The organism is Methylobacterium brachythecii (genome assembly GCF_014196345.1).
In the GTDB taxonomy this organism is placed as follows: Bacteria; Pseudomonadota; Alphaproteobacteria; order Rhizobiales; family Beijerinckiaceae; genus Methylobacterium; species Methylobacterium brachythecii.
In genome coordinates, this window is sequence record NZ_JACIDN010000008.1 from 48760 (window position 1) to 73309 (window position 24550).

The 24550-nt window shown below is 67.5% G+C and carries 26 protein-coding genes, 1 tRNA gene and 1 riboswitch; of the genes, 12 read left to right on the plus strand and 15 right to left on the minus strand.

The window, feature by feature from the left end; genetic code table 11:
• Positions 1–57 precede the first annotated feature (57 nt).
• Positions 58–855 carry an exodeoxyribonuclease III gene (gene xth / locus GGR33_RS19875; protein WP_183508912.1) on the minus strand — a complete coding sequence of 266 codons (798 nt, stop codon included), beginning with the start codon at positions 853–855 and terminating at the stop codon, positions 58–60.
• Between the two features lie 93 nt (positions 856–948).
• Between xth and GGR33_RS19880 the strand changes: the two genes are divergently transcribed.
• Positions 949–1641, plus strand: a complete 693-nt coding sequence (locus tag GGR33_RS19880) for a ceramidase domain-containing protein (protein ID WP_183508493.1) — start codon at positions 949–951, stop codon at positions 1639–1641.
• Here the strand turns inward: GGR33_RS19880 and GGR33_RS19885 are convergent, their stop codons facing one another.
• The 3 genes from GGR33_RS19885 to GGR33_RS19895 all read right to left on the minus strand — a co-directional run bounded on the left by GGR33_RS19885 (position 1642) and on the right by GGR33_RS19895 (position 4048).
• The gene (locus GGR33_RS19885) at positions 1642–2745 is read right to left on the minus strand and encodes an acyltransferase family protein (protein ID WP_246413309.1); all 1104 of its coding nucleotides are present in this window, start codon (positions 2743–2745) and stop codon (positions 1642–1644) included. It lies immediately after the preceding gene.
• Between the two features lie 101 nt (positions 2746–2846).
• Entirely contained in the window at positions 2847–3212 is a 366-nt protein-coding gene (locus GGR33_RS19890; protein ID WP_183508497.1) for a restriction endonuclease, read from the minus strand.
• A complete protein-coding gene (locus GGR33_RS19895) occupies positions 3212–4048 on the minus strand; it encodes an alpha/beta hydrolase (protein WP_183508499.1) in 837 nt (278 codons plus the stop codon). The genes GGR33_RS19890 and GGR33_RS19895 overlap by 1 nt, the downstream gene beginning before the upstream one ends.
• Positions 4049–4180: 132 nt before the next feature.
• Between GGR33_RS19895 and GGR33_RS19900 the strand changes: the two genes are divergently transcribed.
• From GGR33_RS19900 to GGR33_RS19910, 3 genes are all read left to right on the plus strand, one after another.
• Positions 4181–4951, plus strand: coding sequence for a site-2 protease family protein (locus tag GGR33_RS19900; RefSeq protein ID WP_183508501.1), 771 nt, complete (start codon positions 4181–4183; stop codon positions 4949–4951).
• A 57-nt stretch (positions 4952–5008) separates the two neighbouring features.
• Positions 5009–5116: riboswitch (TPP riboswitch) on the plus strand.
• Positions 5117–5191: 75 nt separating this feature from the next.
• Positions 5192–7084: a phosphomethylpyrimidine synthase ThiC gene (gene thiC / locus GGR33_RS19905; protein ID WP_210302118.1), complete on the plus strand. Its 1893-nt coding sequence runs from the start codon at positions 5192–5194 to the stop codon at positions 7082–7084.
• Between the two features lie 186 nt (positions 7085–7270).
• Positions 7271–7606, plus strand: a complete 336-nt coding sequence (locus tag GGR33_RS19910; RefSeq protein WP_183508503.1) for a hypothetical protein — start codon at positions 7271–7273, stop codon at positions 7604–7606.
• Positions 7607–7638: 32 nt separating this feature from the next.
• On the opposite strand, the gene flaF is transcribed toward GGR33_RS19910, so the two are convergent.
• Positions 7639–8019, minus strand: a complete 381-nt coding sequence (gene flaF, locus GGR33_RS19915) for a flagellar biosynthesis regulator FlaF (protein WP_183508505.1) — start codon at positions 8017–8019, stop codon at positions 7639–7641.
• 170 nt (positions 8020–8189) lie between these two features.
• Between flaF and GGR33_RS19920 the strand changes: the two genes are divergently transcribed.
• Positions 8190–8441 carry a hypothetical protein gene (locus GGR33_RS19920; RefSeq protein ID WP_183508507.1) on the plus strand — a complete coding sequence of 84 codons (252 nt, stop codon included), beginning with the start codon at positions 8190–8192 and terminating at the stop codon, positions 8439–8441.
• A 254-nt stretch (positions 8442–8695) separates the two neighbouring features.
• On the opposite strand, the gene GGR33_RS19925 is transcribed toward GGR33_RS19920, so the two are convergent.
• The 7 genes from GGR33_RS19925 to GGR33_RS19955 form a co-directional block, all read right to left on the minus strand.
• Positions 8696–9010: a hypothetical protein gene (locus GGR33_RS19925; RefSeq protein WP_183508509.1), complete on the minus strand. Its 315-nt coding sequence runs from the start codon at positions 9008–9010 to the stop codon at positions 8696–8698.
• Between the two features lie 102 nt (positions 9011–9112).
• Positions 9113–9652, minus strand: a complete 540-nt coding sequence (locus tag GGR33_RS19930) for a metallophosphoesterase family protein (RefSeq protein WP_183508512.1) — start codon at positions 9650–9652, stop codon at positions 9113–9115.
• 58 nt (positions 9653–9710) lie between these two features.
• A complete protein-coding gene (locus GGR33_RS19935) occupies positions 9711–10835 on the minus strand; it encodes an energy transducer TonB family protein (RefSeq protein ID WP_183508514.1) in 1125 nt (374 codons plus the stop codon).
• 4 nt (positions 10836–10839) lie between these two features.
• Positions 10840–11325, minus strand: coding sequence for a protein TolR (gene tolR / locus GGR33_RS19940; protein ID WP_183508516.1), 486 nt, complete (start codon positions 11323–11325; stop codon positions 10840–10842).
• Positions 11326–11469: 144 nt separating this feature from the next.
• Complete coding sequence (locus GGR33_RS19945) at positions 11470–12162, minus strand: MotA/TolQ/ExbB proton channel family protein (RefSeq protein WP_183508518.1); 693 nt, start codon at positions 12160–12162, stop codon at positions 11470–11472.
• An 84-nt stretch (positions 12163–12246) separates the two neighbouring features.
• Positions 12247–12711, minus strand: coding sequence for a Tat pathway signal protein (locus tag GGR33_RS19950; protein WP_183508916.1), 465 nt, complete (start codon positions 12709–12711; stop codon positions 12247–12249).
• Between the two features lie 619 nt (positions 12712–13330).
• Positions 13331–13407, minus strand: a tRNA-Pro gene (locus tag GGR33_RS19955).
• Between the two features lie 164 nt (positions 13408–13571).
• Between GGR33_RS19955 and GGR33_RS19960 the strand changes: the two genes are divergently transcribed.
• The 4 genes from GGR33_RS19960 to GGR33_RS19975 all read left to right on the plus strand — a co-directional run bounded on the left by GGR33_RS19960 (position 13572) and on the right by GGR33_RS19975 (position 19818).
• Positions 13572–14852 (plus strand): glycosyltransferase family 4 protein, encoded by a 1281-nt coding sequence (locus tag GGR33_RS19960; protein WP_183508520.1) that lies wholly within the window; start codon positions 13572–13574, stop codon positions 14850–14852.
• Positions 14853–14975: 123 nt separating this feature from the next.
• Entirely contained in the window at positions 14976–15299 is a 324-nt protein-coding gene (locus GGR33_RS19965) for a rhodanese-like domain-containing protein (RefSeq protein ID WP_183508522.1), read from the plus strand.
• Positions 15300–15439: 140 nt separating this feature from the next.
• Positions 15440–16579 (plus strand): efflux RND transporter periplasmic adaptor subunit, encoded by a 1140-nt coding sequence (locus GGR33_RS19970; protein ID WP_183508524.1) that lies wholly within the window; start codon positions 15440–15442, stop codon positions 16577–16579.
• 44 nt (positions 16580–16623) lie between these two features.
• The gene (locus tag GGR33_RS19975) at positions 16624–19818 is read left to right on the plus strand and encodes an efflux RND transporter permease subunit (protein WP_183508526.1); all 3195 of its coding nucleotides are present in this window, start codon (positions 16624–16626) and stop codon (positions 19816–19818) included.
• A 94-nt stretch (positions 19819–19912) separates the two neighbouring features.
• Here the strand turns inward: GGR33_RS19975 and GGR33_RS19980 are convergent, their stop codons facing one another.
• Positions 19913–20215: a GCG_CRPN prefix-to-repeats domain-containing protein gene (locus GGR33_RS19980; RefSeq protein WP_183508528.1), complete on the minus strand. Its 303-nt coding sequence runs from the start codon at positions 20213–20215 to the stop codon at positions 19913–19915.
• Positions 20216–20622: 407 nt separating this feature from the next.
• Between GGR33_RS19980 and GGR33_RS19985 the strand changes: the two genes are divergently transcribed.
• Together GGR33_RS19985 and nudC are read left to right on the plus strand one after the other, a co-directional pair.
• Positions 20623–21039, plus strand: a complete 417-nt coding sequence (locus GGR33_RS19985; protein ID WP_183508530.1) for an HIT domain-containing protein — start codon at positions 20623–20625, stop codon at positions 21037–21039.
• Positions 21040–21041: 2 nt separating this feature from the next.
• Positions 21042–21956 carry an NAD(+) diphosphatase gene (gene nudC / locus GGR33_RS19990; protein ID WP_183508533.1) on the plus strand — a complete coding sequence of 305 codons (915 nt, stop codon included), beginning with the start codon at positions 21042–21044 and terminating at the stop codon, positions 21954–21956.
• A gap of 27 nt (positions 21957–21983) precedes the next feature.
• On the opposite strand, the gene modC is transcribed toward nudC, so the two are convergent.
• Positions 21984–23096, minus strand: coding sequence for a molybdenum ABC transporter ATP-binding protein (modC, locus tag GGR33_RS19995; protein WP_183508535.1), 1113 nt, complete (start codon positions 23094–23096; stop codon positions 21984–21986).
• A 53-nt stretch (positions 23097–23149) separates the two neighbouring features.
• Between modC and GGR33_RS20000 the strand changes: the two genes are divergently transcribed.
• On the plus strand, positions 23150–23806 hold the full coding sequence (locus tag GGR33_RS20000) for a glutathione S-transferase family protein (RefSeq protein WP_183508537.1): 657 nt from the start codon (positions 23150–23152) through the stop codon (positions 23804–23806).
• 8 nt (positions 23807–23814) lie between these two features.
• Here the strand turns inward: GGR33_RS20000 and modB are convergent, their stop codons facing one another.
• Positions 23815–24510, minus strand: coding sequence for a molybdate ABC transporter permease subunit (gene modB / locus GGR33_RS20005; RefSeq protein WP_183508539.1), 696 nt, complete (start codon positions 24508–24510; stop codon positions 23815–23817).
• Positions 24511–24550: the final 40 nt, after the last annotated feature.

A 24550-nucleotide genomic window follows, 5' to 3' on the forward strand; every position in this document is an offset into this window, starting at 1 on the left:
AGAATGTCCGTTTCCTCGGGGCTTGGTGGGGGAGTCTTGGGGCCGACGGCCGGGCTTTCAAGCGGCGGCGGCCAGCTCGACGGTCACCGGCACGTGGTCCGAGGGCTTTTCGAGCCCGCGCAGGTGCTTCTGGATCGAGGCCGAGACCAGCCGGTCGGCAGCCTGCGGCGAGAGCAGCAGGTGGTCGATGCGGATACCGGCGTTCCGCTGCCAGCAGCCGGCCTGATAGTCCCAGAAGGTGTAGAGCTTTTCGCGCGGGTCGCAGGCCCTGACCGCCTCGGTGAAACCCTCGGCGAGCAGCGCACGGAAAGCGCGGCGGGTCGCCGGCAAGAAGAGCGCGTCCTGAAGCCAAGCCTCGGGGTTTGCGGCGTCCTCCGGCATCGGGATGACGTTGTAGTCGCCGGCGAGCACCAGCGCCTCCTCCGTCTCCATGAGCCGGCGCGCATGCAGCCGCAGCCGCTCCATGAAGGCGAGCTTGTACTCGTATTTCGGGCCGGGCGCCGGGTTGCCGTTGGGCAGGTAGATCGTGGCGACCCGCACCGGCGTTTCGCCCTCGCCGACCACCAGGGCTTCGAGGTAGCGCGCCTGCTCGTCCTCCGGGTCGCCGGGAAGCCCGCGCAGCACCTCGGTCATCTCCAGCGGGCGACGGACCAGCAGCGCGACGCCGTTATAGGCCTTCTGTCCGAGCGTCTCGACGGCATAGCCCGCGGCCTCGACCTCCTCGCGGGGGAAGGCCGGGTCCTGGCACTTCAGCTCCTGCAGGCAGACGACGTCGGGCTTCGCCTCGTCGAGGAAGGCGACGAGGTGGCCGATCCGCTGCTTGATCGAGTTGACGTTCCAGGTGGTGATCCGCATCGGGTGCCGCGTGCTCGCCGCCAGTGATCGGGCTGCCGTCATCGGGCCTTCGCGCCGCTCTGGCAAGGCGCGCCGAGCGAAGGGCTTTGGACGATGGATGCTTCCTGGTTCGCGCCGGTGATGGCCTATTGCGAGCGCCTCGACGGCTCGTTCTGGGCCGAGCCGCTGAACGCGGTCTCGAACGGCGCATTCCTGGCCGCGGCGGGCGTCGCGGTGCTGCACGAGCGGCGTGCCGAGCGGCGCGATCCGGCCGCCCTGGTGCTCGCGGGACTGGTGGCCGTGGTCGGGATCGGCTCGTTCCTGTTCCACACCCTCGCGAACCGTTGGTCGATGCTGGCGGACGTCATCCCCATCGGCCTGTTCATCTACGCCTACCTGCTGCTCGCGCTGCGTCGCTTCCTCGACCTGCCGTCGCTCGCTGCGATCGTGGTCACGGTGGCCTTCGCCGCCTTCAACCTCGGCTTCGGCGCCCTGGCGGATATGGTGCTCGGCCAGTCGAGTGCCGCGCTCACCAACGGCTCGATCGACTACGTGCCGGCGGTGCTGGCGCTGGTGATCGTCGGCGGCGTGCTGGCGGTTTCCGGCGCGGCAGCGCGGCGCAAGGCGGGGCTGGCGCTTCTCGGCGTCGCCGCGCTCTTCCTGCTCTCGTTGACCTGCCGGACGATCGACCGCGCCGTCTGCCGGGAGCTCGTCAGCGGAACGCATTTCCTCTGGCACCTGCTCAACGCGACGGTGCTCTACCTGCTGATCGCCACGGCTTTGCGCTTCCGCGAGGCCGAGGCCTGATCAGGCCGGCTGCATCCGAAGCGTCTTCTTGGGCGCGTCGGCGATATGGAAGGCCGCCGGGCGGTGGAACAGGAAGGACAACCGCGTTCCGCGGATCAGCCGCGCGAAGGCCAGCGGCGTCACCACGGCCACAGCGGTCACGATCAGGCTGGCCAGTCCGACATCGAGATCGGCCCTGACCATCACCCCGCGCGTCAGGGCCATAGGCAGGAAGAAGGCCAGGTAGATCACGATCGAGCGCTCGCCGCAGGCGCGCAAGGCTCGCGTGACGGAACCGCCGGCCTCCGTCAGCAGCGCTGCCACCGCGACGATCGCCATCGCGCCGAGGCTGCCGATGACGAGACTGACGACGGGCAGGCTCGCCAGGGTCGGATAGTGCTCGAACCCCGTGTTGGTGAAGGCGAGCGCGGCGTTCAGCGCCGCCCAGAGCGCGAGCCCCGCCAAAGCCGGGCCGACATGTCCCCTCACCCACTGCGCGATGTCGAAGATGCGCTCGGCGAAAACGAAGCCGATCAGGAAGTAGACGTAGCGGCCGCAGAACTCTTCCAGCAGGTAGGGCACGCCATGCAGCGGCAGGCTCTGCAGAACGGCGGCTCCGGCAACGAGCGCGAGCGGGTGCAGGCGCTTGTGCAGGAACTTCGTCACCACCGAGAAGACGGCAAGCAGGTAGATGAACCACAGCGTCGAGTACGGTTCGACCAGCGCCCAGGCGAGATGCAGGCCGAAGGCCGAGAGTGCTCCGGCCGCGCCATCGGTGCCCTCGACGATCGGGCCGGCCTTCACCACCGACTGGATCAGCACCCAGATCACGTAGAAATACGCGAAATGCACGACGCGACGGTCGGCGAAGAGACGCCAGTCACGGCCGATCACGCGGCCGAGGAACAGTCCCGAGAGCAGGAAGAAGTCCGGGATCCGGAACGGCTTCGCGAAGGCGACGACGTGGTGCATGAAGCCCTCGCCGCCCATCGCTTCGCCGGTGCCGAGGGTGGAGTGCATCATCACCACGAGGACGATGCAGAGGCCCTTGGCGACATCCACCCAGGCGCAGCGGACGGCGTCGGAGGGCGCGAGGGTGCGGGTGGCGTTCAGCGATGCACTCATGTCGACTGGGTCCATGGGACAGGACCATCGTGCAGTGCGATCGTTAAGGAGGCAGCCGGGCGGGCGGACCGAGCGCGAAACGTCGGAAACGACGCGTTAAATCAATGCTCGCGTTTTGCCGCGCGCCGCCCCAGCGTCATGCGGGTGGGCGCGTGGAAGTCGTCGGGCTTGGTGCGGACCCAGGCGACGAACCGCGCGATCTCCGGATCGTCTCGCAAGGCCTCGATGTCGGTGAGGCGGAGAGCGATCTCGGCCTCGCTATAGCGCGCATGGATCGCCGAATGGCAGATCTGGTGCAGCCGCACGGTCATGCCGCGCGCACCGCCCTTCAGCTTGGGCAGCAGATGATGCAGGCTCTGCTGCGCCCGGGGCGGAATGGGCCGCTCGCAGAGCGGACAGATCACCGGCTCGGCCTGATCAATAGCGGCCTCGCTCTCGCGCCATCGCAGCGCGCGCCGGCCGACCATCAGCGCGCCGCCGCGCGGGCCGCCTCGCAGGCAGGCGGCAGCTTCACGCGAAACGACGCCTCCGCCTCGCGGTCGCGCAGGCCCAGAATGGAAACGTGGTCGCCCGGGATCACCTCGATCTTGGCGCGTGCTCCCGCGGCGGCGGCTAGGTTCCTGCCGAGTTCTGCCGGCACGATTGTGTCGTCGTCACCGTGTACGATCAGCACTGGGTCCCGACCCTGCGCGATCCGACGATCGGAGCGGAACGTATCGAGAAGGAACAAGCTCACCGGCACGTAGCTCACATGCGTCGCGGCGGCATGCATCATCGAGTCGAACGGTGCTTCGAGATAGAGGCCGAGATGCGGCTTCTGCTCACCGACGGCGACGGCGACGGCCGCTCCGAGTGAGTGCCCATGGAGCAGGATCGGTGCGCCCGGCGCCCCCTCGGTCACGAAGCGGTAGGCGGCGAGACCATCCTCGATCAGGCCCGTCTCCGTGGGCGATCCCGTCGAGCCGACATAGCCGCGATAGGCAATGGCGAGCACGCCCCATCCCGCCTCGCGCCACGGCGAGGCGGCGAAACGCGCCGCGTGCTCCTCCGGGAAGGAGCCGTTGCCATGGAAACTCAGCACCACGCCGCAGCCGGGTTTCGGCGCTGCCCAGAGAGCGTGCAAGCGCTCGCCATCCGGGGTGGCGACCAAGACGGCCTGCGTGCCGGCCGGCACCGCGCCATCGTGGGGAATCGGGTCGAAGGCACCCGGATAGATCATGCGGCGCTGGTAGGTGGCGAGAACGCCGACGCCCGCTCCGTAAAGGCACAGCAGAGCAAGGACGCCGTATCCGATGATGCGCATGGTCCCGCCAGGCTCAGGATCGCGAGGCTGCTTACACCGCCTCGTGATCCCGCGAAAACCTCGGCCTCTTCCCAAACACGGGGCGGATCGGGCAAACCCCCGATCACCGTTCCGGCGTCGACTCGGGTGACCATGGTGCAGATACCCGGAACCAGCAGGCTGAGCGGGGCCGTCGCCCCGAGCTTCAACTTCCTGATGATCCTGCTGACCTTCGCGCTGGCGGGGCTGGCGATCCAGTTCGGCATCGGCGGCCAGAAGGGCCTCGCCTTCGTCTTCGTGCTGGCCGGCTGGGTGCTCTCGCTCTGCCTGCACGAATTCGGGCACGCTTACGTCGCCTGGAAGGGCGGCGACCACGAGATCGCCCAGAGCGGCTACCTCACGCTCGATCCGCGCTACTATGCCGACCCGATCAACTCGATCGCCATGCCGGTCCTGTTCACCCTGCTCGGCGGCATCGGCTTTCCGGGGGGCGCCGTCCTCGTGAACCGGCACCTGCTCCGCTCGCCGCCTTGGCAGAGCGGTGTCTCGGCAGCCGGGCCGGCGATGAACGTGCTGTTCCTGCTTTTCCTATTGGTGCTCTACCAGCTCGCGGGTGAGAGCGCCGACGCGATCCGGGCCGTCATCGCGGTGTCTGCCCTCTATCAGGCGACAGCGATCGTCCTGAACCTGCTGCCGATCCCCGGCCTCGACGGCTACGGCATCATCCGCCCATGGATCCCCGAAGGCATGCGGGAGTCGGGCGACCAGATCGCCCGGTATTCGGGCCTGATCATCACCGGCATGTTCCTGCTCTCGGGCGCCTTCGCCCGTTCCGTCTTTCGGGCCGGCCTCTGGATCACCGTGCATCTCGGCTTCTCGCCGCAGGACGTGGTGATGGGCTACCGTCTGATGCGGCTCTGGTAGGAGACCGCCGCCTTTCAGAAGGCGCATTGACAAAGTTCTCCCAGACTCCGACTCTGGAACCGTTCCGAGGGGGGCCCCACGATGGGGGCTGAGATTGGGCGCGTCGCCCTGACCCTTGAACCTGATCCGGCTCGTACCGGCGTAGGGACGGGAACTGATGGCCGGCGCGGCGAGCGCGTCGATCCTCTTGCCGTATCGTCGCCGTGAAGCGGGTCGCCTCCAACGCCAGGAGCGACACTGATGAACGCACCCGTCCGTCCCAAGGACCTTCCGAACGGCACCCCCGCCAGCGTCACCACCGGCCCGATCCAGGGCTCGCGCAAGGTCTATTCGAGCGTGCCGGGGCGCGACGACATCAAGGTGCCGTTCCGCGAGATCGTGCTGACCGATCCGAAGGAGCCGTCGGTCCGCGTCTACGACCCGTCCGGCCCCTATACCGAGACCGATGCCCGCATCGATCTCGAAAAGGGCCTGCCGCTGGTGCGCGAGCCCTGGATCGCCAAGCGCGCCTACGCCACCGTCAAGCCGCGCGAGGTCAAGCCCGAGGACAACGGCTTCGCTGCCGCCGACAAGCTCGTTGCCCCCTGCCCTGCCGAGCGCGTCATCCGCCGCGCCGATGCTGGCCAGATGGTCACCCAGCACGAGTTCGCCCGCGCCGGGATCATCACCGAGGAGATGATCTACGTTGCCCACCGTGAGAACGCCTGCCGCGAGCAGATGCTGGAGCGCGCCCACGAGGCGCTGGCCGACGGCGAGAGCTTCGGCGCTTCGGTGCCGCCCTTCATCACGCCGGAATTCGTGCGCGAGGAAGTGGCCCGCGGCCGCGCCATCATCCCGGCCAACATCAACCACACCGAGCTCGAGCCGATGGCGATCGGCCGCAACTTCCTGGTGAAGATCAACGCCAATATCGGCAATTCGGCCGTCACCTCCTCGGCCGCCGACGAGGTGGAAAAACTCGTCTGGTCGATCCGCTGGGGCGGCGACACGGTCATGGACCTCTCCACCGGCCGCAACATCCACAACATCCGCTCGTGGATCGTGCGCAACTCGCCGGTCCCGATCGGCACGGTGCCGATCTACCAGGCCCTGGAGAAGGTCGGCGGCGACCCGCTCAAGCTCGACTGGGAGGTCTTCAAGGACACGCTGATCGAGCAGGCCGAGCAGGGCATCGACTACTTCACGATCCACGCGGGCGTCCGCCTCGCCTACGTGCCACTCACCGCACGTCGCACCACCGGCATCGTCTCGCGCGGCGGCTCGATCATGGCGCGCTGGTGCCTCGCCGGACACCGCGAGTCGTTCCTCTACGAGCGCTTCGACGAGATCTGCGACATCATGCGGGCCTACGACGTCTCGTTCTCGCTGGGCGACGGTCTGCGCCCCGGCTCAATCGCCGATGCCAACGACGCGGCGCAGTTCGGCGAGCTAGAGACGCTCGGCGAGCTCACCAAGATCGCCTGGGACAAGGGCTGCCAGGTGATGATCGAGGGCCCCGGCCACGTGCCGATGCACAAGATCAAGGTGAACATGGAGAAGCAGCTCCGCGAATGCGGCGAGGCGCCCTTCTACACCCTCGGCCCGCTGACCACGGACATCGCGCCGGGCTACGACCACATCACCTCCGGCATCGGCGCGGCGATGATCGGCTGGTTCGGCACGGCGATGCTCTGCTACGTCACACCGAAGGAGCATCTCGGCCTGCCGAACCGCGACGACGTGAAGACCGGCGTGATCACCTACAAGATCGCTGCCCATGCCGCCGACCTCGCCAAGGGCCACCCCGCCGCGCAACTGCGCGACGACGCCCTGTCGAAGGCCCGGTTCGACTTCCGCTGGGAGGACCAGTTCAACCTCTCGCTGGATCCGGACACGGCCCGCTCCTACCACGACGAGACCCTGCCGAAGGACGCACACAAGGTTGCGCATTTCTGCTCGATGTGCGGCCCGAAATTCTGCTCGATGAAGATCACGCAGGACCTACGCGCCGACGTGCTCGCCATGGAGGAGGCCGGCATCGTGATCGGCGAGGCCAAGCCGATGACGGAGGCCGAGCGCAAGGCCGGCATGGCTGCCAAGTCGCAGGAGTTCCTGGAGGAAGGCGGCAAGCTCTACGTCGACGCTGCAGAGTAAGATCGACGCGGGCCGGCGTGCTCGACAGCGCATGCCGGCCGCTTTTGCGGACAAATGTCCGAACGGACTTAACGTCGCGTCAACACTACTCGAGGTTGGCAGGGGACAAAGAGGTTGCGTTAAGACTCCGGCGACCTCGCGCACGGATTCCATGGACGTTGCTCACTCGCACCACGGGAGCATGCCATGGAGCCGATCCGTCCAGTTCAGTTTTCACCGCCGGTCCCCGCCATCGAACCGATCAGCCGCGCAACCGGCGTCAGCGATCGCGGAGACGGCGACCGCACGCTCGATCCCGCAGTTTCGCTCGACCTCAGCCCAGAAGCCGCCAATCGGCGCCGGGCCGACGAAAGCCGCGGCTATGTCCGCGACAAGGACTCCGAATCCGTCGTTTTCCGGATCACCGATACGGTGAGCGGCGACGTCATCGTTCAGATCCCGAACGAGATCGTCATCAAGGCGCGTGTCTACGGACGCGAGCAGAACCCTCCGGTCGGTGAACGGATCGAGAAGCACGCCTGACCGGCGTGCGTCTCTTCGCTCTACCGAGGTTTTTAGGCCGCCGAAGGAGTCGGGCTGCCCTGCAGGCCGGCTGCGAGATGGTTATTGAGTGAGACCAGCGCCTCGAGCTTGTGGGCGGCGGGCTCGATCATCGCGTCGATGATGGTGCGGAACACGAAGATCGCGATGTTCGTGACGTTCTGGCGGATGTCGTCGGGCAGCGGGTTGGCCGGGTCGGCAACCGCGCCGGCCAGGATCGTCCAGACCCTCTGATTGAACATCAGCGCTTCGTTCAGCTCAGTGGACCCCGTGACCTCACCCGTGGTGAAGGCCTGGAGGCGTCCGGCGGCTTTCAGGAGAACGGCGGCTTCGGCTTCTCGAGGCGTCAAGGCGCTGCGTGCAACCTTTGCGTATGCGTTGGCCCCTTGCATCATCGCCCCGGCATCTCCTCGCCCGGACGGTTGCCCCGTCCGGCATGCGAGTTCTGGCATGCCGAATATTAAAAATTGGAGTCAGCGCTCAGACTTGCCGCAATGGCGCCCGGATGAGCGGCGAGAGATCGACTCTCCCTCGTGCGGCACGACTGAGCCGGGATCCGGCCTGGATGATGAACTTCCTTCTCGGTCTGGTGGCAGGCGGGTTGATCGCTTGCATCGCGACCATTTCCGCTGCGCGCCATCCGGACATCCAGGCCCGCCTCGGGCTCATTCCGCCAGCCCAGGCCGCCCTGATCGAGCCTCCGGTCCGGAAGGAGGTCGCCTGCGCGCCGCCGGTGAACTCGCAGGCCTCGCAGGCCACCGCGGCGCAAGCCGACGCGCTCTTCTCGCGCCGCCGCTTCTGGTACGTCGCGCCCTGAGCGAGCGTGCCGTCAGAAGCTGCGGACGAGGAGCATCAGCATCGTCGTCGCGACGGTCGTGCTGAGAAAGCCGCATAGGGCCGCTGCGAAGGACGGGCCGGTCGGGATGGTGTCGGAAGCGGTGGTCATGGCCGTGCTCTTGAAATCTGTGCGTTGAGCGAATCGACGTCGTCTCGAACTTGACCGTGCCGTGTTTCGGGCCGGGCGGGCGTGCGGAGGCACACCCGACCACGGGCCTCGACGAACAGCCACGCTCAGTCGCAGCGGTTTACGTGCTTGGCGACGCGAAGGTTTCGCAGCTCGCTGCGAAGATCGATCGACGCGATGTCGGCGCCACAATCCTCGAAGGCGCCCTGCGCGTCGTGGTAGCGGTCGCCGATCTCGTCGAGCGTGTCGCAGACGCGGTCGTGACGACCGAGGCGGGCCTCCTGGCGGGCTTGGTAGCGCAGGGCGCTGGCCTCCTCGACCTTGCGTTGGCCTTCGACGCAGGCGGGAATGGCGTAGGCGGGGGCGGCGAACGGCGCGAGGAGGCTCACGGCGAGGCCGGCGGAGAGGATCGTGCGACGCATGGGCAGGGGACTCGATGCGGTGACTGCGGGATCGGCCCATCGCCGACAATCACGGCGCGGCCGATATGAGCGGTTCCGAACCGATGAACGGTCAAGCTGCCGTTAGGTTCCGCTTTTTTCGAGCCGAGATCTGGCGGAAGACCGGCCTCGTCTGGAGGCCAGGATCGCATCGAGCCTCACCGGCGCCAGCCCCTGCGCATCGATGCCGACGTCGTATTGGCGCGGGATCGGCGAGAGCTTGCCGTGCGAGTGCCCATGCAGGTTGACGACGCCGCGCCCCATGCGGTTCCAGGTCCGGAACGCGTAGTGGCAGAGCACCAGCCGGCGCCCTTCGACCTCGATTTCCGCATAATGGCCGACCGAGGCCCAGCCGGGTGCGGAGAGCGTCTCCGGCCCATCGTTGTTGCCGATGATCAGGTGCTTTGTGCCCGCGAGCGCGCCGAGCAGCTCACGGATGCGTTCCGGGCTTGGCCCGAGTGCGAAATCGCCGAGATGCCAGACTTCGTCGTCGGGTTGGACGACGACATTCCAGGCCTCGACCAAGGCCGCGTCGTGCGCGGCGAGATCGCCGAAAGGCCTGCGATCGATGCGCAGGATGCGCGGGTCGCCGAAATGCGTGTCGCTTGTGAAGTAGACGGCCAAGGCCACGCTCCCCCGGGGAAGCCGGGAGAACGCTCTGGATCCCTGCCTTGCTCCGCGATCAGCGGCCCGGGCTGAAGCGCAGCGGAACGGTGACCGCCAGGCTTGCCCCGCCGAAGCCGGCCGGCGCTGGGGGCACCGAACCGCGCACGGCGGCCAGGGCGGCGCTGTCGATAGCGCCGGAGCCGCTGCTGCCCGAAAGCCCGGCCCCGCTGACGGCGCCCGAACGGCTCACGGTGAAGTGAACGGTGGCGACGCCGCCCGCCGTACCGGAGGCGGCGTTGCGGTTCATGCGGCTGCGGATCGTGGCGGAAATCGATGCCTTCCACGCTGCCAAGGCGTTCGGATCGTTCCCACTCGCCCCCGCCCGACCGCCGCTGGCGCGCGAGGCCGCCGACGCCGCATTCTGGCGGCCGCGCGCGTCGTTCGCCGCCTGCGTCCGCCGGGCCGCATCCTCCCTGGACTTCGCGGCCGCCGCAGCGGCGCGGCGGACCTCAGCGGCCCGCTCCCGCGCTGCGTTGCGCTTCGCCAATTCGGCAGCCTCGCGCCGCGCCTCCACGGCGGCTTCGCGACGCTCCTCGATGGCCTCCTGACGCTTGGCCTCGGCAGCCGCCTTACGCTTGGCTTCGAGAACGGCCTTGCGCTTGGCCTCCTGCTGAGCCGCGACCACGGCCGGATCCGGCTCCACGGGCTTGGGCGGTTCGGGTGCCTCGGCGATGACGGGCGGCGGCGGCGGCGCGGTTTCCTCGGCCTCAGGAGCCTGCGAAGTGATGATCGACTCGACGGGCGGCGGCGGCGCGACCTCCGGCTCGACCGGCGCGGATTCCGGCGGCTTCACCTCGGTCGTCTCCTGAGGCTCGACCTTCGCCGTCTCCACGGGCTTCGCCTCGGTCGGCACTTCGGCGACTTCGGGCGCCGTGGCCTCGGGCGGATCGCCGACGGGCTTGGCCTCCTCGGGCACCTCTTCCTGGGCAGCCTGCTCGGCCGGCGCCTGGGCCTCCGCGGCCGTCATTTCCGGCGTGAGATCGATGCTGATCTGCTGCTCGCCGGGGGGGGCCGGCTGCGCAAGGTTCAGGAACATCAGCCCGGCGATCCCGACTGCATGGAGCAGCAGCGCGGCGAGCAGGGCCGCGACCAACCCTCCTTGACCGCGATCGGGTCCGGATGTCGAAGCGAGCGTCGTCATCGTGTCAGCGTGCCGTCCCACTCGCCGGGGCAGGCGTTGCCGGAGCAGGTGCCGCACCGGCGGACTGCGCGATCAGCGAGACCTTGGTGAAGCCGGCCTGGCCGACGAGCCCCATCACTTCCATGATCTTGCCGTAGGGCACGTCACGGTCGCCGCGCACCAGCACGACCTGGTCGGGGTTCTGGGCCTTCAGCTCGCGCAGGCGCGGCATCAGCGTCTCGTTGGTGAAGCCGTCCTTGGCGATGAAGGGATGGCCTTCCTTGTCGATCGAGACCTCGAGCGGCTTCTGCGACTGGGCCACCTTTGCGGCGGACGTCTTCGGCAGTTGCACCGGCACGCCGGTCGTCATCAGCGGCGCCGCGACCATGAAGATGATCAGCAGCACCAGCATAACGTCGACCATCGGCGTGACGTTGATGTCGGACATCGGGGTCGCGTCGAGGTCGTCCTCGTCGTCTCCGCCGCCTGCGCGGATCGAACCCATCGCCATGTGTCTGCCCTCCTGGGCGCCGGCGCCCTTGAGGCTGCCGCGATCGATGTGTGAGGCGCCCCGATCCTCGTGCTTAACGGGTCGGAATGGTCGCCGATGCTCGCTGGCCCGTGGCCGCGCAGAGAACGGGCGCGGCCCGGGAGGCTACTCGGCGGCGGCGCGGCTCGCGCTGCTGCGCTCGCGGGCCAAGCGGTTCCCGAGGATGCCGATGCCGGAAACGAAGGAGGATTGCAGGCGGCTGACGTCACCGCTGAGCTTGTTGTAGGCCATCACCGCCGGGATCGCGACGACGAGGCCGATGGCGGTGGCGAACAGTGCTTCGGCAATGCCGGGCGCCACGACGGCGAGGCTGGTATCCTGGCTCTTCGCGATGGACGAGAACGAGTTCATGATGCCCCAGACCGTGCCGAACAAGCCGATGAAGGGAGCCGTGGAGCCCGAGGTCGCCAGGAGCGGAAGGCCGGTCTGAAGGCGCTTCATCTCGAGGCTGAGGGCGGCGCGCATGGCGCGCTCGATACGGTCCCGGCGCTCGGCGCGGCTCTCGGTGGGATCCTGGTCGCGCCAGGCCTCGAGACCGGCCTGGACGATCTGGCCGGAGATGCCCTTGTCGTTGGAATCCAGAGAGCCGCCCGTCTTCACCTGCGTATTGAATGCCTTCACCTGGCTGCGCGCTTTGGCGAGCCGCACGATCTTCTCGAACACCACGGTCCAGCACGCGATCGATGCGATGATCAGGACGACCATCACACCCTTCACGATCGGATCGGCCTGCAAGAACAAGCCGAGGAACGAGAAGTCGGGCGTTGCAGCCTCGATCGGTGCGGCGGTCGGATCCATGGTCGGGCTCCTCAAGAGTGATCGGGTCAATGCGGATCCCATGAGGCCCGCATCATCGGTGCAGCCGGGGCTGCAGGAATAGGGCTAGCGCGCGAACTCTGTGCCGGTCTTGCTGCTCGTATCGATGCGTTCGAGGCAGCTCTCGCGGCTGGCCTCGCCGCCTTCGCAGGCAAGAACGTCGTTGAGCAGGACGTGACCGATCTTCGGGCAGGTGATGCCGGGGAAATCGAACAGGCGCACCACGGTCTTGCGCTCTTGAACCGGGCCGAGTTCGACCGCGAGGCGCTTCTGGGCGACGCCCTCGGTGTCGAAGGCGAAGAGATCGACCTTCAGCGACTTCAGGGCCGGACCCTTCGCGTTGTCGACGAGCAGGTAGGTGCGGCAATTCTCGCCCGCAGGCTCGAGGCGGTTCAGTTCGAGCTTCAGCGACGGCCCGGCGGAGGCGGCCGGCTTGGCGTCCTGCGCGACGGCGGAGCCCGCCAGCACGGAGGCGAGGAGCCATCCTGCGGCGGCGATGCGCCCGGCACGACGATAGAACTGACCGTTCATGGCCCCTACGAACTCCTGCACCACGGTGGCTGTCCTCCTCTAAGCGGCGGCCCTTGAGATGGGCCTGCCCTATCGAACCCGTCCCCGGCGCCCGTTGGCAGGCGGGCGGCGCATCGGATTGGGTTTCCCGCGCCGGATCGGCCGGTATCCCTTCACGGATCCGCTGCCGTCGAGATGCGCGGGTCGGGCGGACGCGACCGCCGCGAGGAAGACATCCGGCATCGGAGCAAGGGATCGAATAAGTAAAGCCACCCGGCACCGTCGGAGGCGGCGTCGGGTGGCTGTGCGCTGCAGTAACCGAGAAGCGGGGAACCGATCAAGAGCTGCCGCGAAAGTCAGAGTAATTCCAAACTGTTATTCAGGCTTGGCTGAAACAGGTCAGAGCACATATGCCTGATTGTCACGGTCAATGTTGCCTAATGTTCCCGGATTGAGCCGTGGCGACGTAGTCGTTTTTCCGGTCGGGGGGACGACAGAAGGGCGGCTCTTGATTCGATCCCCATCAAACTTCGTCGCGCTTCGCCGACCTTGGGCCGGAACGAAAAAGGCCGGGGCTTTCGCACCCGGCCCTACATCGGAAACGGAATGACCAGCACGAGGCTGGCTGCATCGTCGTCATTGGTCGGAGTAGCAGGACTTGAACCTGCGACCCCCTGTCCCCCAGACAGGTGCGCTACCGGGCTGCGCTATACTCCGTCACGTCCGTCCCGATACCCCCGGAGGGGTTCGGCGCTCTTAGCTTCGTGCCGGTTCCGGCGCAACCCCGAAAGCCGGCCGCGCATGGTCGTCGTGGACACCGGATCGGTCTATGAGCAGCCGCCGTCACCGGCGGCCGCAGCACGCTGCCTCAGCGGAGATCCATGTCCTCGCGTCCCATCGCCTTCGACCTCACCCGGCTGATCACGCGCCTGCGTCATGCCAGCCCGACCGGTATCGACCGGGTCGACCTCGCCTATGCGCGCCATGTGCTCGCCGGTGACGGGCCGCGCTTCGGACTGGTGACGAGCGCTGTCGGGCCACGGGTGATCGACCGGCGACAGGCGAGCACCATCGTGGAGGCGGTGGCTTCGGGTTGGGTGGAGGACGTGCGGCCCGAGGACGATCCCGTTTATCTCAGGCTCGCCGGTTCGCCCGGCGAGCGGCGGCCGGGCGCCGAAGGTGCACGCCGAAGCGCATTGCGGCGCCGGCAGATCCAGGTCGCCACGACGCTGCGCACGCTGCGAGGCCGCGGCGTCGAAGCGCTGCCGGAGGGCACGATCTACCTGCACAGCTCGCATCTGCGGCTCGACCGGCCGGAACGGTTCGACTGGCTCTATACGCGCCGCGACATCCGCCCGATCTTCTTCGTGCACGATCTGATCCCGATCTCGCACCCCGAATACGGGCGACCCGGCGAGGCCGCCCGTCACGAGCAGCGGATCGACACCATCGCCCGGCATGCGGCGGCGGTGATCGTGAACTCCTCTGATGTCGGCGCCCGCTTCAGCGCGCATCTCGCCGCACGCGGGTTTGCGCCGCGAGCGGTCACCGTGGCGCCGCTCGGCGTCGAGCCGATCTTCTCCGGGCGGGACGGCGCGGCTCCGGCGTTCGGGCAGCCGACCTTCCTAGTGTGCGGGACGATCGAGTCGCGCAAGAACCACCTGCTGCTTCTGCAGGTCTGGCGGGACCTCGCTGCACGGCACGGAGCGCAAACGCCGCGCCTCGTCATCGTCGGCCGGCGCGGCTGGGAGGTCGAGAACGTCGTCGACTTGCTCGACCGCTGCCCGTCGATCGCCCCGCACGTCACCGAGGTTTCGGGTTTGTCGACCCCGGGTCTCGCCCGGCTCATGCGCGGCGCGACCGCTCTTCTGATGCCGTCCTTCATCGAGGGCTACGGCCTGCCCGTGGTCGAGGCCGCCGCGAGCGGTCTGCCGGTGGTCGTCTCCGACATCCCGGTTCACCGCGAGATCGGCGGCGGCTTCGCCAAACTGATCGATCCCCTCGACGGACCGGGCTGGCGACAGGCGATCGAAGATCTGAGCGCGCCAGAATCAAGCCTACGGCATTCCCTGGCTGCGCGGCTCGACGGCTTTGCACCGCCGAATTGGGCCGATCACCTCGTCAAGCTGGACACGACGCTCGCAGCCCTGGACCAAACCTGAACGATAGCGCAGCTTGCCTCAAGCTGGGCTGACGAATATGGAAAAACGTCAGCACCCGCGGCAGGCCTCCGTAAGGCCTCGCGGATTTTCCCTCAACGCTCCGACCGGCGAGGCTCGCACGCGATGACGATCGTCGATCTCGACCGCGAAACCGTGAAGCAGGGCTTGGCCGATGGGTCGATTCTGTTGATCGACGTGCGCGAGGAGCACGAATTTGCAGCCGGGCGCATACCCGGTGCCGTGTCCTATCCGCTTTCGGATTTCGATCCGGCGACGCTCAAGGCACTGATCGACGGCGACGGGCGCCGGCCGGTCTTCTCCTGCGCCTCTGGCGTCCGCTCCATTCACGCGATCAACGCCGCTCGGCAGGCCGGGATCGACGTCGACGAGCACTACAAGGGCGCGTTCAAGGACTGGTTCGCCTCCGGCGAGCCGGTCGAACGCTGAGCCACCACCAGAGTCGAGGACGGCGTTGGGGACGCGCATCGATCATCCCCGACTCAGACGCCATTGCCGGCGGCAATGTGCGCAACCGCACTACACGACCCATCCCGAGCCTCTAGCGCGGGATCAAGGGAACATTAAAAATGCGTAACCTTCGGGTCTTCAGCCTTTTCACCATCGGCCTCGGTGCCGCGCTCGCTTCGCAGTCGGCGCTGGCGCAAGCTCCCGGCATGCCGCCGCCCGGCGTGACGGTGTCGAAGCCCGTGGTGAAGGAGATCATCGAGCAGGACCAGTATACCGGCCGCTTCGACCCGATCGAGTTCGTCGAGGTGCGCGCCCGCGTCACCGGCTACCTGGACAAGATCATGTTCCAGGACGGCGCCGACGTGAAGAAGGGCGAAACCCTCTTCATCATCGACCGGCGGCCCTACAAGGCGGCGCTGGAGCAATCTCAGGCCGCGCTGGTTTCCGCCAAGGCGCGGTTGTCCTTCTCACAGACCGACCTCGAGCGCGCCCAGGTGCTGTCGAAGGGCGGCAACATCTCCGAGCAGGTGACCGACCAGCGCCGACAGGCATCGCAGACCGCGCAGGCCGACGTCGACAGCGCGGAAGCTGCGCTGCGTAACGCCCAGCTCAACTACGACTTCACCGATGTGAAATCGCCGATCAACGGCCGCATCAGTCGCCGGTTGGTCACCGAGGGTAACATCGTCAGCGCCGACCAGACGATGCTGACGACGATCGTCTCGCTCGATCCGATCTATTTCGGCTTCACCGTCGATGAGCAGTCCTTCCTCAAATACCAGACGAGCATCGGCATCGGCATGGGCCAGACCCAGCGCGGCAAGGGCGCACCGGTGATGATCGCGCTGAGCGGCGAGAAGAAGCCGACGCACAAGGGTACGCTCGACTTCGTCGACAACCGCGTGGACAACCAGACCGGCACGGTGCTGCTGCGCGCCACCGTTCCGAATGCCGACAGCTTCATCAAGCCTGGCCTGTTCGGTATCGTCTCGATGCCGGCGACCAAGCCCTACCAGGGCATCCTGATGCCCGACGACGCGATCTCGGCGAACCAGGACAAGCGGATCGTCTACATCCTCGGCGAGGGCAACAAGGTCTCCGCCAAGCCCGTCACTCTCGGCCCCATCGTCGACGGCTACCGCGTCATCGCCGAAGGCCTGAAGGGCGACGAGACCGTGGTGATCAACGGCATCGCCAAGATCCGCCCCGGGATGGAGGTGAAGCCCGAGACGAAGCAGCTCCCGCCGACGAAGGAATGAGGCGCCTACCCGTGTCCTGCGGCCCGGCGGCGAGAGGTTAGCCGATGCGTTTTGCCCACTTTTTCGTCGACCGGCCGATCTTCGCTTCGGTCACGTCGATCGTCTTCCTGATCCTCGGCTTCGTCGCCTACGAGTCGCTGCCTGTCTCGCAATATCCCGAGATCGTGCCGCCGACCGTGACCGTGCGCGCCTCCTTCCCCGGCGCGAATGCCGAGACGGTGGCGGCCACGATCGCGACGCCGCTCGAACAGGAGATCAACGGCGTCGACAACATGCTCTACATGACGTCGTTGTCGACCAACGACGGCAACATGCTGCTGACCGTTACCTTCAAGGTCGGCACCAACCTCGATATCGCGAACGTTCTCGTTCAGAACCGGCTCTCGGTGGCGCAGCCGCGCCTGCCGCCGGACGTGCGCAACCTGGGCGTCACCGTGCGCAAGGCCTCGCCGGACCTGATGCTGGTGGTGCACCTGCGCTCGCCGAACCGCACGTACGACCAGAACTATCTCGCCAACTACATTTACCTGAACATCCGCGACGAGTTGCTCCGCCTCGATGGCGTCGGCGACATCACGATCTTCGGCGGCAACGAATATGCCGAGCGCATCTGGATCGATCCGAACAAGCTCGCAGCCTACGGCCTGACGACGACCGACGTCGTCAATGCGCTGCAGGAACAGAACGTCCAGGTCGCGGCCGGCCAGCTCAACGGGCCGCCCGCTGCCACGGGCGCAGCGTTCCAGTTCGTCGTTCAGTCGCAAGGCCGCTTCAAGACGCCGGAAGAATTCGCCGACGTCATCGTCAAGGCTCAGGACGGGCGCCTCGTGCGCGTGAAGGACGTGGCCCGCGTCGAGATGGGCCAGAAGGACTACACGACGAACTCGTTCCTCGACGACACCCCGGCAGTCGGCATCGGCGCCTTCCAGCGCCCGGGCACCAACGCGCTCGACGCGGCGGCCTCGGTGAAGGCCGTCATGGAGCAGGTGAAGAAGAACTTCCCGCCCGACGTCGAGTACGCCATCGCCTACAACCCGACCGAGTTCATCGAGGAATCGATCCACGAGGTCTACAAGACGCTGTTCGAGGCCGTCGGCCTCGTGGTGATCGTGATCCTGGTCTTCCTCCAGAGCTGGCGGACGGCGCTGATCCCGGTGATCGCGATCCCGGTGTCGCTGGTTGGCACCTTCGCGGCGATGGCAGCGTTCGGGTTCTCGCTGAACAACCTCACCCTGTTCGGGCTGGTGCTCGCCATCGGCATCGTCGTCGACGACGCGATCGTCGTGGTCGAGAACGTCGAGCGCAATATGCAGGAGGGCCTCTCCCCGGGCGAGGCGGCGCACAAGACCATGGACGAGGTCGGATCGGCTGTCCTCGCCATCGCCCTGGTGCTCGCCGCGGTGTTCATCCCGACCGCGTTCATTCCCGGCATCTCGGGCCAGTTCTACAAGCAGTTCGCGCTCACCATCGCGGCCTCGACGATCATCTCGGCCTTCAACTCGCTGACCCTGTCGCCGGCGCTTTGTAAGCTGCTGCTGGTGCCGCACCACGATCGGCCGAAGCCGAAGTTCTTCTTGACGCGGTTCGTCAACTGGCTCGCGGATCTGTTCAACCGCGGCTTCGACGCGGTCTCGAACGGGTATGCTGGTACCATCCGCGTGCTGACGAGCTCGGTGATCGGGCTGTTGCTGATGCTGGTCGTGTATGCCGGCGTCATCTTCGCGACGTTGCATCTGGCCAAGACGGTGCCGACGGGCTTCATCCCCGATCAGGACCAGGGCTATCTCATCGGCGTCGTCCAGCTCCCGTCCGGCGCGTCGCTCGATCGGACGACCGACGTCATCAACAAGGCTGCTGCCATTGCGCGGAAAGTCGATGGCGTGACCCACTCGGTCATCATCGCCGGCTTCGACGGTGCGACCTTCACCAACACGACGAACTCGGGCGTGATGTTCCTCACGCTCAAGGGCGCCAAGGAGCGCGCTGAAACCGGCCGCAGCGCAGCCGTCATCACCGGCGACGTGCTCAAGGCCACCGCCGGCATCCAGGATGCGCGGATCATCGTGATCCCGCCTCCGCCGGTGCGCGGCCTCGGCCAGGGCGGCGGCTTCAAGATGCAGATCGAGAGCCGGCAATCCTCGGCGATCGGCCCGCTGCTCGCCTCGACGGGTGAAGTGCTCGGCCAGGCGAACGCCGATCCGAACCTGACCCGCGTGTTCACGACCTTCACGAACGACACGCCGCAATACTATCTCGACATCGACCGTACGGTCGCGCGCATGCTGAACGTGCCGCTCGCCAACGTGTTCAACACGCTGCAGGCGGCGCTTGGCGGGACTTACGTCAACGACTTCAATACGTTGGGACGTATCTACCAAGTGCGTTTGCAGGGCGATGCGATCTACCGGCAGTCGCGGCGCGACATCGAGCAGCTCAAGGTCCGGTCCTCGACCGGTGCGCTGGTGCCGCTCGGCACACTCGCCAACATCCGCGAGATCACCGGCCCGCAGATCGTGCAGCGGTTCAACCTGTACTACTCGGTACCGGTCCAGGGCGTGGCGCGGCCGGGCATCTCGACGGGTCAGGCGCTCGACGCGATGGAGGCCGTCGCCAAGCGTGTGCTGCCAGACGGGTTTGCCTACGACTGGACCGAGATCGCCTTTCAGCAGAAGGCCGCCTCGGGCACGGCGGGTTATGTCTTCGCCCTGGGTGTGCTGCTCGTGTTCCTCGTGCTCGCGGCCCAGTACGAATCCTGGGCTCTTCCGCTCGCAATCCTTCTCGTCGTGCCGACGGGCGTGCTCGCCGCGCTCTTCGGCGTGCAGCTTCGGGGGCAGGACAACAACATCCTGACCCAGATCGGTCTCATCGTGCTCATTGGCCTCGCCGCGAAGAACGCGATCCTGATCGTGGAATTCGCGCACGACATCGAGGAGTCGGAGCACAAGGGTCCGGTGGCGGCCGCAGTCCAGGCCTGTCGTCTGCGCCTGCGTCCGATCCTGATGACGGCCTTCGCCTTCATCCTCGGCACCCTGCCGCTCGTCATCGCCACCGGTCCCGGTGCGGAGATGCGTCAAGCTCTCGGGACGGCCGTGTTCTTCGGCATGATCGGCGCGACGTTCTTCGGTCTGTTCCTGACGCCGGTCTTCTACGTGGTGATCCGCCGCTTCGTGCTGTGGATCGCAAAGCTGCGCGGGAAGACCGAAGACGACACACGCGGAGCCCATCCGGCGCACGGCTGAGCCCACCCGATAAACGGCACGAAAAAGGCCGGCGAGCTTAGCTCGCCGGCCTTTTTCGGTTCCGTGGTGTGTCAGGCACCTCGCGTGCCGGGTCCTAGAAGAACGGGCGCGGGCCGTAGAAGCCGTAAGGACGGTAATACGGGCGCGGACGGTAGTAGCCGTAAGGGCGATAGACCGGGCGGCCGTAGAACGGGCGCGGGCCGTAGAAGTTCGGACGGCACACGCCCCAGGGATTGGGGTGGAAACCGGGGCCGCAACCACCGGCTACGCGCTCGATCTGGGCGCCGTCCGTCGCGCCGAGCAACCCCGGGCTGAGCGGAGCGGCACTCGCCGACGTCGCGAGACCGAGACCGGCCGCGAGCGTCGCCGCGGCCGCGATAATCTTCAGGTGCGTCATACTGGGACCTCCTCAACCATCCGGCACGCGGCGACCGCTGCCGGAGACTTGATGAAACACGTTTTTCCCTGAACGCCCGCTGAGCCGATCACGGCAACATCATGTTGACCATCGGCGCCAGCACGAGACCCGCCAGGAAAGCCACGCTGAGAAGCCGGGTGTATTGAACGCAGCTGACCATGTGAACCTCCTCGGACGATCGGATCCAACGCGATGCCAGATCTGTGATCGGCACCGCGTTCGGCGGAACTCGATTGCGCCGATCTGGTCTCGCAGATCGAGGAAAGCTTGGGAGTGCTCGGGCACACGCGACACGGCCGGATGAATGGATGATCCGAGGCCGCTCGCCGTGCGACGAGGCGGAGCGCCAATTCCCTCGGGCCTGCCCGCGTCCTACATCGGTGCCGATGGAATCGGATTTCACCCTCGACCCCCGCTTGCAGGCCGACACCGCCGCGATCGGCGATCTCGCCCTGTGCTCCGTCCTCCTGATGGACGATGCGCGCTTTCCCTGGATGATCCTGGTGCCGCGTCGGCCAGGACTAAGCGAGCTAACCGATCTGTCACCGGAGGACGCGGCGACGCTGATGGACGAGATCCGCCTCGCCTCCGGTGTGATGCAGGCCCTCTCGAAGCCCGACAAGCTGAACGTGGCAGCGCTCGGCAACCAGGTGGCTCAGCTCCATATCCACGTGATCGGGCGCTTCCGCTCCGATCCGGCCTGGCCGAACCCAATCTGGGGCGTCGGCACGCGCGCGCCCTACCCGGCCCATGCCCGCGCACAGCTGCTCGAGCGCGCCGGCGCGCTGTTCGCGGCGGCCTGACCATGACGGACGTCTTCGACCGCCTCGGTTTCGTGAAGAGCGGGCTCGTGCGGCACAGCGCCGAGCGTGAGCATGTCGCCATCCCGCCCATCGATGCACCGGGGACCGGCATCCTGCTGTTTGCCGGCGACCGCGTGATCCTGCGCGCCAGCGACCCGCCGACGGCCCTGCTCGCCCCCGAAGATTTCGCGCCGGCTCTGCAGGGCGGGCTCACCGTGTTTCTCGGTCGGGTCGATGGCCGCCCGGTCTTTGCCGCCGCGCTGCCGGAGCAGGCGGCCGAGGAGGTTGCGGAGCCAGCGTTCCGCGTCTCGGACCTGCGCGGCATCGCCGCCGAGGGAGCGGTGGCGGCCGAAGAACTCGGCCTGCTGGCGACAGCCAAATCCGTGCTCGCTTGGCACGGCCGCAACGGCTTCTGCGCCAATTGCGGCTCACCGACCGAGGTGAAGGCCGGCGGCTTCCGGCGCGAATGCCCATCCTGCTCGATGTACCACTTCCCCCGCACCGACCCGGTCGTGATCATGCTGGTGCATCGCGGCGATGCCTGCCTGGTGGGACGCGGCCCGCATTTCCCCGGCACTATGTATTCTTGCCTCGCCGGCTTCGTGGAGCCGGGCGAGACGATCGAGGACGCGGTCCGTCGCGAGACCTTCGAGGAGACGGGCGTCGTCGTCGGCCAGGTCCGCTATCGGGCCTCGCAGCCCTGGCCGTTCCCGTCTTCGCTGATGATCGGCTGCATTGCCGAGGCGACGAGCGAGGCCATCACCATCGACCCGCTCGAACTCGCGGACGCCCGATGGGTGACGCGGGCCGAGCTGCGCACCATGTTCGACGGCAACCACCCCGAAGACATCACCGCGCCGAAGCCGCTCGCCATCGCCCACCTGTTGCTGCGCGATTTTCTGGACGGGCAAATCTGAGGATCACCGTATCACAGGATCCTGTGATCAGATCTCAACCGGCGCGCCATGCCCCACGCCGACGCCCTGCGGATCAAAGGCGACGCTCTTCACGATGGCGAAGACCGCGCGGCCCGGCGCCAGTGCGAGATCCTGTGCCGAAGCCCGCGTCACCCGCGCGGCGAGGATCGCGCCGTTACAGTCGATCTCGACCATCACCGAGGCGCCGGTCTCACGCATCGTCGAGACCTTTCCTGGGAAGACATTGCGGGCGCTCAGGCCGTGCGGCGGCTCGGTGGCGATCAGCACGTCGCGGGCCGGGACCCGAAGGCGCACCGCGCGTCCCGGCGCAGCGCCGAGCCGGGGCACGGTGAGGGGGCCGGCCGGGCCGCTCAGCCGGGTCAAGCCCGTCGCGTCGTCATGCGCGGCGACGGTCATCGTCAGGATCGCACCGGCCTCGGCGGCATCGGGGATGAGGTCGGGACGGCGCAGGACGGCATCGGCCGACCCGGTCGCCGCAACGCGCCCGGCCTCCAGCACGACCACGGTCGAGGCGAGCCGCGAGACCTCCGCGACCGAGTGGCTGACATAGACGATCGGCACGCCGACCTCGTCGCGCATCCGCTCGATATACGGCAGGATCTCACCCTTGCGGGACTCGTCCAACGCGGAAAGCGGCTCGTCCATCAGGAGCAGGCGCGGCTTCGACAGGAGGGCCCGGCCGATCGCTACGCGCTGGCGCTCGCCGCCGGAGAGGCCGGCCGGATGCCGCTCCAGCAGCGGTCCAATGCCCAGCATCTCGACGACGTTGTCCACCTCCGCCGCCGAGGTCTCGATGCCGTGCCGACGGGCGAACCAGCGGCCGAAGCCGAGATTGTGCCGCACGCTGAGATGCGGCAACAGCCGCGCCTCCTGGAAGACGCAGCCGATCCGCCGGAGATGCACCGGCACGCGGACGTGGCGCGCGGTATCCAACAGCACTGTGCCGTCCACGGCAATCCGCCCCTTGTCGGGTTGGGCGAGCCCGGCGATCAGGTGGATCACCGCGCTCTTGCCGGAGCCCGAGCGCCCGAACAGGGCGGTCAGCCCGGCCCCGGCGCCGAAGGCGACGTCCAGCGCGAAGGTACCGCGGCGCAGCGAAAGCTCGACGTCGATCGTCATGAACCGGGCATCCCCCGCCGGGCGTTGTCAGAGACCACAGCCAGGAGCCCTCGATGATCGTCGTCCACCATCTGGAGAACAGCCGCTCGCAGCGCGTGCTGTGGCTCCTGGAGGAACTCGGTCTCTCCTACGACGTGAAGCGGTACGCCCGCGATCCGAAGACCATGCTGGCGCCCCCGGAACTGCGCGCCGTCCATCCGCTCGGCAAGTCGCCGATCCTCGACGACGGCGGCACGGTCGTCGCGGAATCGGGCGCCATCGTCGAATACCTGACGGCCCGACAGGGGGGCGCCCTGGCACCCGCGCCCGGCACGCCCGAGCACCGGCGCTACACCTACTTCCTGCACTACGCGGAGGGCTCGGCGATGCCGCCGTTGCTCTTGAAGCTCGTCTTCTCGCGGCTCGCGCCGGGCAGCCCGGCGCTGGTGCGTCCCCTGGTTCGGGCAATCTCGGCCAAGGTCATGGGCGGCTTCGTCGATCCGGATCTGCGCCGCCACGCAGCGTTCTGGGAGAGCGAACTCGCCGACCGCCCGTGGTTCGCCGGCGACACCTTCACGGCCGCCGACATCCAGATGAGCTTTCCGCTCGAAGCTTTCGCCTCGCGTGGCACTGGGGCAGGACCGAAGCTGACGGACTGGCTGGCTCGCATCCACGCGCGACCGGCCTACCAGCGGGGCCTGCAGCGGGGCGGCCCCTACGCCTATGCGTGAGGCCGGGTTCATTCCGCCAGCCTCTTGCCGAGCCGCCGGGACAGCAGCTCGGACAGCAGCAGCGCGATCATCGACAGCCCGATCGAGATCAGGGTCAGGCGCATGGCCGCGGGTTCACCGCCGGGCACCTGGGTCAGGGTGTAGATCGCCGAAGGCAGCGTCTGCGTCTCACCGGGGATGTTCGAGACGAAGGTGATGGTCGCGCCGAACTCCCCCATCGCCTTGGCGAAGGCGAGCACCGAACCGGCGAGAATGCCGGGCAGGCTCAGAGGCAGCGTCACCGCCAGGAAGACGACGAGCGGCGATGCACCAAGCGTCGAGGCCGCCTGCTCGAGCTTGGTGTCTACCGCCTCGATCGAGAGCCGCATCGCCCGCACCATCAGCGGAAAGCCCATCACGGCGCAGGCGAGCGCCGCACCGGTCCAGCGAAACGAGAACACGATGCCGATCTCGTAGAGCCACGCGCCGAGAGTGCCTTTCCGCCCGAAGGTCACGAGCAGCAGATAGCCCGTCACCACCGGCGGCATGATCAGCGGCAGATGGATCAGCCCATCGAGCAGGGCGTGGCCTGGGAAGCGCTTGCGGGCGAGCAGCCATGCCATGGCCAGGCCGGGAACGAGGCTCGCGAGGGTCGCCACAGCGGCGACCCGCAGGCTGAGCAGGACCGCGATCCATTCGTCGGGAGTCAGTCCGAGGCGGTCCAAGGCGCGATGTCGGCTCTCAGGGGGATATGCGCTGTATCAG